7 protein-coding genes and 1 pseudogene are annotated in these 10381 nt (G+C 65.1%); 6 read left to right on the top strand and 2 right to left on the bottom strand.

The window, feature by feature from the left end; translation table 11 throughout:
* Window positions 1–335: 335 nt before the first annotated feature.
* Both F3H98_RS14240 and F3H98_RS14245 read right to left on the bottom strand, forming a co-directional pair.
* Entirely contained in the window at window positions 336–974 is a 639-nt protein-coding gene (locus F3H98_RS14240) for a 2-dehydro-3-deoxy-phosphogluconate aldolase (RefSeq protein WP_149760802.1), read from the bottom strand.
* Between the two features lie 119 nt (window positions 975–1093).
* Window positions 1094–1801: an N-acetylmuramidase family protein gene (locus F3H98_RS14245; protein WP_149760803.1), complete on the bottom strand. Its 708-nt coding sequence runs from the start codon at window positions 1799–1801 to the stop codon at window positions 1094–1096.
* 286 nt (window positions 1802–2087) lie between these two features.
* Between F3H98_RS14245 and trhO the strand changes: the two genes are divergently transcribed.
* The 6 genes and pseudogenes from trhO to F3H98_RS31085 form a co-directional block, all read left to right on the top strand.
* Window positions 2088–3023, top strand: a complete 936-nt coding sequence (trhO, locus tag F3H98_RS14250) for an oxygen-dependent tRNA uridine(34) hydroxylase TrhO (protein ID WP_149760804.1) — start codon at window positions 2088–2090, stop codon at window positions 3021–3023.
* Between the two features lie 381 nt (window positions 3024–3404).
* The gene (locus F3H98_RS14255) at window positions 3405–4178 is read left to right on the top strand and encodes a tellurite resistance TerB family protein (protein WP_149760805.1); all 774 of its coding nucleotides are present in this window, start codon (window positions 3405–3407) and stop codon (window positions 4176–4178) included.
* Window positions 4179–4613: 435 nt separating this feature from the next.
* Entirely contained in the window at window positions 4614–5369 is a 756-nt protein-coding gene (locus F3H98_RS14260) for an SDR family oxidoreductase (RefSeq protein ID WP_149760806.1), read from the top strand.
* A 282-nt stretch (window positions 5370–5651) separates the two neighbouring features.
* Window positions 5652–6536: a bifunctional helix-turn-helix transcriptional regulator/GNAT family N-acetyltransferase gene (locus tag F3H98_RS14265; protein WP_149760807.1), complete on the top strand. Its 885-nt coding sequence runs from the start codon at window positions 5652–5654 to the stop codon at window positions 6534–6536.
* A 128-nt stretch (window positions 6537–6664) separates the two neighbouring features.
* A complete protein-coding gene (locus F3H98_RS14270; protein ID WP_149760808.1) occupies window positions 6665–7531 on the top strand; it encodes a DUF4118 domain-containing protein in 867 nt (288 codons plus the stop codon).
* A 526-nt stretch (window positions 7532–8057) separates the two neighbouring features.
* Window positions 8058–10381, top strand: a pseudogene (locus F3H98_RS31085) (autotransporter adhesin family protein); the annotation flags it as partial.

Raw genomic sequence — 10381 nt, forward strand, 5'->3', positions numbered from 1 at the left:
TTTGGAAGATGAATGCGAGCCCGCGACGCGTTTGGTGACAGCGGAAATGTCAGCGTCCTACGTCGCCCCCCTCTGGCCTGCCGGCCATCTCCCCCACAGGTGGGGAGATCAGTCGCGTCGCCTGATCCGCCCAAATTTCAAATGTCGAAAGATGAGCGCCGCCATCGATGACAGCCAATCTCCCCACTCGTGGGGGAGATGGCCGGCAGGCCAAAGGGGGCGACGTAGGACGCTGACAGGACATCGAGTGCCGATGCAACTTTCTCAAGCGGCCTTCACCAGAAATCGTCATGCTGGCACTCTAGCGACCGGTTTCCGAGCCGTCATCCCGGCGATCAGCGTCCGATGCGCGACGCCGCGCGGGCCAAAACTTCGATCTCGTCCCATCTGCCCGCCTTGACCAGATCGTCGGGCGCCACCCAGGAGCCGCCGACGCAGATGACGTTCGGCAGGCTGAGATAGTCCCCGGCGTTGTTCAGGCTGACGCCGCCGGTCGGGCAGAAGCGGATGCCGGCAAAGGGCGATGCCAGCGACTTCAGGAACGCCGCGCCGCCGGCCTGTTCGGCGGGGAAGAATTTCAGGAAGTCGAGCCCGGCCTCGGCGGCAGTCATGATCTCGCCGGGCGTGATGGCGCCGGGCAGAAGCGGCACTTCGCTGCCGCCGGCGGCAGACAGCACCTCGCGGGTGAGGCCGGGGCTGACGATGAAGCGCGAGCCGGCGCTGGCCGCCTCGTCGAACTGTTTGGCGTTGAGGATGGTGCCCGCGCCGACGACAGCCTCCTCGACTTCCGCCCCGGCGCGGCGGATCGCCTCCAGCGCCTCCTTTGTCCGCAAGGTGATCTCGATCACCTTGAGCCCGCCGCGGGCCAGCGCGCGGGCCAGCGGCACGGCGTCTGCGGCGCGTTCGATCTTCAGCACCGGGATGACGGGCTGGCCGTCGAGCAGCGAAAGAAGTTTTTCGGTCTTTGCGGACATGGCTGGTTCCGTATCTTCAGGGAGATTTTCAACCGATTTAACAGATGCCGGAATCGGTGTCCATGAAACGGCGCGCGGCGATTGCGCGCGTTACAGCGCCGCGCGTCTTTTCGGATGCTTCAGCCGCGGCCAAGCAGCAGGGCGGCAAGCCAGGCGGGCAGCGACATCGTCTTGCCCCCGCGCCTCGTTGCGGCGGGGCCGTCTCCATCGAGCGTCGCCACGGCGCGTCTGGTTTCCACGCGTGACAGGCGATGCCGTTCGTAGGCTGCCGCCATCTTCCGGTCATAGCCATGCCGCGCGAAATCCGGCCCGTTGTAGCCGCGCGCGAACGCCTTCCAGTCGCGCTCGCGGATCGCCTTGCGAAGCCCCGCTCTGTCGATGTAGCGCACCATCAGCCGCACCTGGCCGCCGATACCGGCCCGCGCCTCCGCCACCAGCGCGTCGACGCTGGCGTAGCCGAGCCAGGCCCAATGCGCGCCCATCACCTGTCCGAGCCCCCACGAGACGGATTCATGCGCGGCCTTGCGGTCGACCGCCTCGGCCCTTGCCAGAAGCCGCCAGCGGGCGGGCTGCGTGGCGGGGTTGGCGATCGCGCCCGCCTGCGGAGAGGCAAGGCCGGCGGCGCGCGCCGCCTGGCGCTTCCTATCCGAAAGGCGGCGGTCGAAATAATGCCCCTCGAAGCGGATCACCGGCTCATCGCGGCCGTCGATGACGGCATAGGCGCGGCCCGCGCTCTCCACCTCGGCGATCGCCAGCAGGGCTGCGGGTTCGATGCCGAATTCGACGGCGACTGCGACGATCTCGGCGGTGACGTTCTTCGGAAACATATGTGCGGCGCTCCTCTCTGGGGGTTACCGCTGGATTGTCCCATGCGCCGGCAGGGGGGGGGACAAAACCGTCGCCATTCCGCTCCGGGGGCACTTGGCAATGTGGGTGATTGACAGCGTCGGCGTTCGCGACTAGCCGATCTCCCCCCTTGTGGGGGAGATGTCCGGCAGGACAGAGGGGGGCAACGTAGAGCGCGGCCTTCGGCGCTCTCAACCAGCGTGCTAAATCAGCTTCACGATTGCCGTCCTTGAAAGCGCCGGAATAAGCCGGTAGAGGCCCTGCCGCATGGATGAAACTCCGCCCTTCCGCGTCGCCGCGCTCTACCGGTTCTGCCGGCTGGAGGCGTTCGAGACGCTGCGCCAGCCGCTGGCCGCCTTCTGCTGCGGGCAGGGCATCAAGGGCACGCTGCTTCTAGCCCGCGAAGGCATCAACGGCACCGTGGCCGGCAGCGAGGCGGCTATTGCCGCCCTCATCGCCCATCTCGAAGCGATGCCTGAATTTTCTGGGCCGGAACGTGCCGGTCTCGAGGTCAAATATTCGAGTGCCGCCGAAATGCCGTTTCACCGCATGAAGGTGCGGCTGAAGAAAGAAATCGTCACCATGGGGGTGGAGGACATTGACCCGCTGACCGGGGCGGGCGCCTATGTCGAAGCTTCCGCCTGGAACGACCTGATCGCCGACCCCGACACCGTCGTCATCGACACCCGCAACGACTACGAAGTGGCGATCGGCAGCTTCCGCAATGCGCTCGACCCCGCCACCAGCAGTTTTCGCGAATTCCCCGAATGGGTGGCGCGGCATCGCAGCGAGCTCGAAGGCCGCAAGGTGGCGATGTTCTGCACCGGCGGCATACGCTGCGAGAAGGCGACCGCCTATGTCCGCTCGCTCGGCCTCGAAAAGGTGTATCACCTGAAGGGCGGCATCCTGAAATATCTGGAAGAGGTGCCGGCCGAACAAAGCCTGTGGGAAGGCGAGTGCTTCGTCTTCGACGAGCGCGTATCGGTAACGCACGGGCTCGCCGAGGGCGAAGCCGAACTCTGCCGCGCCTGCCGCCACCCGCTAACCCCGTCCGAGCGCCAATCGGCGCTCTATGTCGCCGGCATTTCCTGCCAGCATTGCCACGGCTCTCGCAGCGAGGAGGACCGCCGGCGTTATGCCGAACGGCAGCGGCAGGTGGAACTCGCCGCTGCGCGCGGCCAACGCCGGCACATCGGCAGCTAGCGCAGCCAGCCTCCTTCGCCCCGTCCTTGCGGCAGGGCAATCGCATATGCGTAGTCGACCCCCGCTCCGGTTTGCTTTGCAAACCACCTCTCCCCCGTTCGACGGGGGAGAGGAAGCGCTGGCCGCTATGGCGGCTCCCTTTCCTCTCCCTCCGGAGGGGGGAGAGGTGGCCCGAAGGGCCGGAGTGGGGGAAGATAGAACCTATATGCGATTGCCCTCGCAAAGATCTGGTGAGGGGCAGCGCCCGCGATGACCGGGCACTCGCTCCCGGGTCTCGAAACTCCGGTTCGGTCATTGTAATGTCGCGAAGGGCTGCCTACCTCACCGGCACCCACAACCAGCCCGCGCCGCCGGCGACAGGCACACCACGGAGGCCCCCGCATGTTTGATCCGAAGAAGCTGCTCGACGACCTGCTCGGTTCGAAGGTTCCCGGAACCCAGTCGAGCGTCCGCGACAAGGCCGGCCAGGCCGCACAGCTTGCCAAGGACAACCCGCTGGCGGCGGGCGCGCTGGTGGCCGTGCTGCTCGGCACCGGCACCGGCCGCAAGGTGACCGGTTCGGCGCTCAAGGTCGGCGGTCTCGCCGCCGTTGCCGGCCTCGCCTACAAGGCCTACCAGAACTATCAGCAAGGCAAACAGCCGGCCGGGCAGACAACCGCCGCTGGCGAGCCCGAGCTCTTGTCGCCGCCGGCCGATACCGGTTTCCACCCGGCCAACGCGCCGCAGGGCGAGCATGAATTCGTGCTGACGCTGGTGCGCGCCATGATCGCCGCCGCCAATGCCGACGGCCATATCGACGATGCCGAGCGCAAGAAGATCGGCGACAAGCTTGCCGTGTCGGGCCTCAACTCCGAAGCCGAGGAATTCCTGAGGGCCGAGATCGAAAATCCGATGTCGATCGACGACCTGGTGGCAGCAGTTCAGACCGACGAGCAGCGGCTCGAGCTCTACACCGCCTCGCGCCTGACCATCGACCCCGACAGCCGCACCGAGCGCGGCTACCTCGACCTGCTCGCCGGCCGGCTGAAGCTGCCGGACGCCCTGATCGACCATGTCGAGGCGACGGTTTCGGCCGCAAAGACGCCGGTCGACCAGGCGGCTGCAGCGCCCGCCGGCACGACCGCCCGGGTGCCGGACACCAAGTCGATCTGGTAACGCGGCTCGCAGCCATCGCCCTTTTGCATATGAGTGGTCGACCCCACTCCGGTTTGCTTTGCAAACCACCTCTCCCCCGTTCGACGGGGGAGAGGAAGCGCCGGCCGCCATGCCGAGCTCCCTTCCTCTCCCTCCGGAGGGGGGAGAGGTGGCCCGAAGGGCCGGAGTGGGGGAAGACAGAACCTATGTACGATTACCTTGCCGTCGGAGCGAGAGAAGGATGAGGAGCATTTCCCATCCTGCTAATCCGCTCCGCCTCCCGGCGTTAAGCTTTCGTTAACCGGCAAAGCGCATCATTTTATCATTCGGACCGGCTATTCCTCCTCCCAGGCTAGGTCCAGATTGGGGCGGTCGCCAATGACCGCCCTTTTTGTGACACTTGCCTTCCCCCTCATCTTCTGGAATGCAAAACTGCTTGCGCAGGGAGGATCAGCCATGACCAGCAACAGGACAGCCGTCGTCACGGGTGCGGGAACCGGCATTGGCAAGGCGGTCGCCACGGCGCTGCTCAGGGCCGGCTGGAACACGGTGTTCTGCGGCCGCCGGCGCGCGGTGCTCGATGAAGCCATCAGGCAAGCCGGCAAGACCGACGCCAGGGCGCTGGCGATCGCCTGCGACGTGTCCAGTGCGGACGAGGTGGACGATCTTTTCGAAACGGCTGCCGAAGCCTTCGGGCGCATCGACCTGCTCTTCAACAATGCCGGCATGGGCTACAAGTCGACCCCAATCGACGAGATCCCGGTCGATGTGTGGAACCAGGTGGTGGGTGTCAACCTGACCGGGTCCTTCCTGTGCGCGCGCAAGGCGTTCGGCATGATGCGGCGGCAGAAGCCGCAGGGCGGGCGCATCATCAACAACGGCTCGGTATCGGCCTACGCGCCGCGGCCGGGTTCGGTCCCATACACGGCGACCAAGCACGCTATCACCGGGCTCACCAAGACGCTGGCGCTGGACGGCCGGCCCTACGACATCGCCTGCGGCCAGATCGACATCGGCAACGCGCTGACCGAGATGGCGGCGCCGATGACGGTGGGCGTGCCGCAGGCCAACGGTTCCATCGCCGCCGAAGCGGTGATGGACGTTGAGCACGTCGCCGACGCGGTGGTCCACATGGCCGGCCTGCCGCTCGACGCCAACGTGCTGTTCATGACCGTCATGGCGACCAAGATGCCTTATGTCGGGCGCGGCTAGGCTGGCCGCAAGGCCTCCGTCCCCCTCTCCCCATCCTTACGGGGAGAGGGCTGGGTGAGGGGGCAGTTGCACTTTCTCCTCTAAGCACCCCCACTCCGCCTCGCTTGCTCGGCACCTCTCCCCCTGCCCGGGGGAGAGGAAAAGTGGAAACCTCGGCGTCTTTCCTCTCCCCCGTCGATCGGGGGAGAGATGGTTCGCGAAGGGAACCGGAGTGGGGTCGACCAACCCACGGCGACTACACGCGCCCTTGCCACGCCAAAAATACCTGACTAAAGTCAGGTAATGCAGAACGAAGAGATCGGGCAGGTTCGTCGCTTCAACCGCGTGGTGACACAGCGCGTCGGCGCGCTGCAGGACAGCTATCTCAGCCGTGGACGGCCGTTGGGCGAGGCGCGGCTGATCTTCGAGGCGGGCCTGTCGGAAAGCGTGGATGTCAGCAGCCTTCGGCAAAGGCTCGGGCTCGATTCAGGCTATCTCAGCCGGCTGCTGCGGTCGCTCGAAGGGCAGGGGGTCGTCGAGGTGCGGCGCAAGGCCGCCGATGGCCGGGCCCGGCAGGTCCACCTGACGCAGAAGGGGCGGGGCGAATTCGAAACTTACAACGTTCTGTCCGACCAGCTCGCGGCCTCGCTTCTTTCGCCGCTCCAGCCCGCGCAGCGCACGCGCCTTGTCGCCGCGATGGCCGAGGTGGAGCGGCTGCTTCGCGCCTCCACCGTGGAAATCGCGGTCGAGCCTGCTGATAGCGCGGATGCCCGGTGGTGCCTGGAGCAATATTATGCCGAGCTCACCGAGCGCTTCGAAGCAGGTTTCGATCCCCTGCTGGGCAATACCTTCCATGCCGCCGAGATGACGCCGCCGGCGGGCTGGTTCGTGCTGGCGCGTCTCGACGGCGTCCCCATCGGCTGCGGTGCGTTGAAGGCGCTGGACGCAGATAGCGGCGAGATCAAGCGGGTGTGGACGGCGCCTGAGGCGCGCGGAATGGGCGTCGCCAGCCGGCTGATGGACAGGCTCGAAGCGCTCGGCCGGGAGGCAGGCTTCAAGATCCTGCAGCTCGACACCAACAAGGCGCTGTCGGAAGCGCATGCGCTTTACCGCAAGCGCGGCTACCGCGAGATCGGACGCTACAACGACAATCCCTACGCCCACCACTGGTTCGAGAAGGCGCTTTGAGGCGCCTCGCTCCGCCTACCTCCCCTTTTTGGAACTGGTATATAGTCGGCCAGCTTATCGCAGTCGCGGCAGACGCCCTGGCTGGCATTCGGGGAGCGAGCAGTCGCGCATGGATAGGAGCTGAGCCAATGGCCGATGTCAAAACGAAGCCGCAATGGGAGATCACACCGACGCCGTCCGCCGATCCGCTTTTGGGCTCGGCATCATCAAATTCTCCGGCCGTGGCGGGCTACCTTGCTGCGGTTGCCATGACGGCCGTCGCCACGCTGGTGGCCGTCAGCGTCGACCTTGGGGTGACGATCCCGAATCTCTCCCTCATATTCGTCGTGCCCGTGGTCATCGCGGGCGCTTGGTTCGGCGTGGGGCCCTCCTTGTGCGCGGCCCTGCTTGGTGCTCTCGCCTACAATTTTTTCCTGACTGAGCCTCGCTACTCACTTTCCGTCGAAGACCCGGCGAACATCTGGGCGATCGCACTGCTTTTTATCGTCGGACTTATCGTGAGTGGCGTTGCCTACACCTCGGGGCGGAGGGCGGCAGATGCAGCACGACTGGAAAGGCAGGCGATCGTGCTGCAAGGCTACAGCCGCGACGTCGTGGCGGCCGGAAACACACAGACGATCGCTGCAAACACCTCCGAAGCTCTTTCGCTGCTCTTCCAGGTTCCCGTTGTCGTGATGCTGGTTGCGGAGGGCAAAGTCATTTCCGTCAAAGGCAGCGGGCTAGAGCCTCAGGAGGCCGAATTCGAGGCGGCGCTATCGTCGCTGGCGACGGGGACTGTCATGCGCGCCGGAATCTACCCCTCCTTGACCTCGCGCTTTGACTTTTGGCCGGTGTCGACTGCGGCGGGCCAGGGCGCCGTCATCGGGATAGCATTCGACCCCGACGACCGTCCTTCGACGCCTGATACGTTGGTCGATATCGTCAGGAGTGTCTTGGCGCTGGCGTTTGACCGGCAGCATCTCCCGGACGGCCACAATGCTCGATCCGCGGGTTGAACGCGTGTGCGATTCGCTGCAGTAGGTCCTCAATCCGTCCGTGTTTGACGTCGGCGACGAGCCCGGCGAACGGAGGAAAGTGACGGCGGGTAGCGCCATAGCGAACGCCCGCCTCGAAGGTGTTGCAGACGTGACACAGAGGCTCTGCTTTCCGATCGCAGCCTTTCAGCCTTGTTGACAATTTGGAGCCCCCCACTCCAAGTTGATGCCGGCGGGGAATAGTCATTGGTGATTCATGATCAACCGAATGATTGCACCCTCGGGGACCTGCTTAAGTTCAGTTGCAGATCAGCGCTTATCTAAAAGCTTCGGCATCGATCATCCGCTCCTGGGGTGCGAGGGGATAATCTTTCCGCCCGCATTGGCCCGGTTCACGAATCTTGCAGCTTCCAAGCAAACAAGGCCGCATAGACGGTACCTGCGCAACCTGCTTCTTCAGTCGGTCGCGTCGATCGCACTGGTCTGCCTGGGCAATGCACGGGCATTCGCGGACTGTGCGCCGGCCAATCCCGGACCGGGCGACACGGTGACATGCACTGGCGCCGATCCTGACGGTTTCGCCGCATTCGATACGCCGGTAACGGTTAATGTACAGAGCGGCGCGTCCGTCGGGGGCCTTGAAATTGGAATCAACGTCTCGGGAACGGGCAACAGCTTCGTCAACAACGATGGGACCATCAGCGGTCCTTTCTCCGTCGCCTTCGACGGGGCCGCCGGCTTTTCCAAGACGTTGAACAACAACGGGACGCTTCAGAACGGCATCGTCGGCAGCGGCAACGGCATCATCGTCATCAACCACAACGGGGTGATGAACAGCGGCGGCATAACGATCGGCCCCGGCAATGGCCAGAACACGCTGAACATCTTTGCGGGCAAGACCGTCAACGGCCTGGCGAACATTACAGGCGCAAGAAATTTCGTCGACAACCAGGGGACGTTCAACGCTGGCCTGACGATGACCAGCACGGAACTGAATTCGGTGATCCAGCGCGCCGGCGCAGCGGTAAGCGGCACGTTCAGCCTTACCGGTCCAATCAACTTCATCGACAATTTCGGCACGTTCAACAGCGGGATCACGCTGACAGGTGACGGGCTAAATCTTGTCGTCAACCGACAGACCGGGGTGATGCAGGGCGTTACCAGCAACGGCTCGGCGATGGATTTCTTCTTCAACGACGGGCGCGTCAATCAGGCCGTCACGCTTGGCGACGGCGATGACGTCCTCATCAATCGCAACATCATTTCCAACGTCATCGATATGGGCGGCGGGGACGATGTGTTCGACATGGTGAATGGCACCGTCAACGGAAACGTGTCTTTGGGCCCGGGCGAGGACCAGGCGTTCATTCAAAACGGGACGATCACGAACACGGTCCAAGCCCAGGACGGGGACGACTTCGTCGTCTGGATCGGTGGTGAGATCATTGGCCTCGATATGGGAGCCGACACCGACCTTGCCCATTTCATCGGCCTCACACCAACCAACCTGAAGACCGGACTTCCCGTCAATGGCGGGTTGGGGTCGGATGATGTGCTGCTATGGACGAACACTGTCGGCGGCGATGTTCGCCGCTACACAAACTGGGAACGGTTCATAATTACCGACGGCTCCGAGCTGACGTTTGATAATTTCTCCACATTGACCCTCGGCGATTCGGGCACGGGAACCGGCGCACTGGCTATCGACGAAACGAGCACGGTGTTCGCCGGCAACGGCACACACACGGTGTCGCCGTTCACCGGCGGTCAATTCGCCGCCGTCCACAATTGGGGCGCCATAGACCTCACGAATAACAACTCGAACGTCACCGACAGGTTCGTCGTCAACGGGAATTACATCGGCCATGGTGGCAGCCTTCACTTGCAGACTTTCCTCGGCACCGATGGATCCCCTTCCGACCAGCTGGTCATCAACAGCGGCCAAGGCAGCGGCGCGACAAGCCTCCTGGTCACCAATGTGGGCGGGCCCGGAGCCCTTACGGTCGCCAACGGCATACTGGTGATCGATGCCGCCAATGGTGCCACCACCACGGCGGACGCATTTGCACTCGGCGGAATCGTTGCCGCCGGACCGTTTGAGTACCTTCTGCACCGCGGCGGTTTGACGCCCTCAGCCGACACCGACAACGACTGGTTCCTGCGGAGTTCGAGGTCTTCGCCGCCGCCACCGCCTCCACCGCCGCCGCCACCACCGCCGCCACCGCCGCCGCCTCCACCACCGCCGCCTCCACCGCCGCCGCCGCCACCACCGCCGCCGCCGCCACCACCGCCGCCGCCGCCACCATCACCGCCACCACCGGGGCCACCACCGCCGCCACCGCCGCCGCCTCCACCATCGCCGCCACCACCGCCACCGGGGCCGCCATCGCCGCCGCCGCCGCTGCCGCCGTCGCCACCACCGCCGTCGCCACCTCCGCCGCCACCTCCTCCATCGCCACCGATCCCGTTCGTGCGGCCGGAGGTCCCCGGGCATGTCATGGCGCCGCTTGTGGCTGAGCGGATGGGACTGATGACGATGGGCACCTTCCATCAACGACGCGTCGATCAGTCGCTTCTGATCGGCGACGGCGCATTGGTCTATCGTGCTCCCGAACCGCAGGGCGCCGACGTGCCATCGGAGGGCGTCCGCCCGCCGCCCGCCATCTGGGGCCGCGTGTTCGGCGCTGAGAGCGACCTGAGTTCCGGTGCGAATTTGAGCGTCGCGAGCTTTGACCTCTCACCGGCCTTCGATGGCCGCTATTGGGGCCTGCAGGCAGGCAGCGACCTGATCGGCTTCGAACACGAGAACGGCCATGTTGACCGCCTCGGGTTGTTCTACACGCATGCCGAGGCATCCGGCGACATCAGCGG

This window comes from Neomesorhizobium albiziae (genome assembly GCF_900114255.1).
GTDB classification, from domain to species: Bacteria; Pseudomonadota; Alphaproteobacteria; order Rhizobiales; family Rhizobiaceae; genus Neomesorhizobium; species Neomesorhizobium albiziae.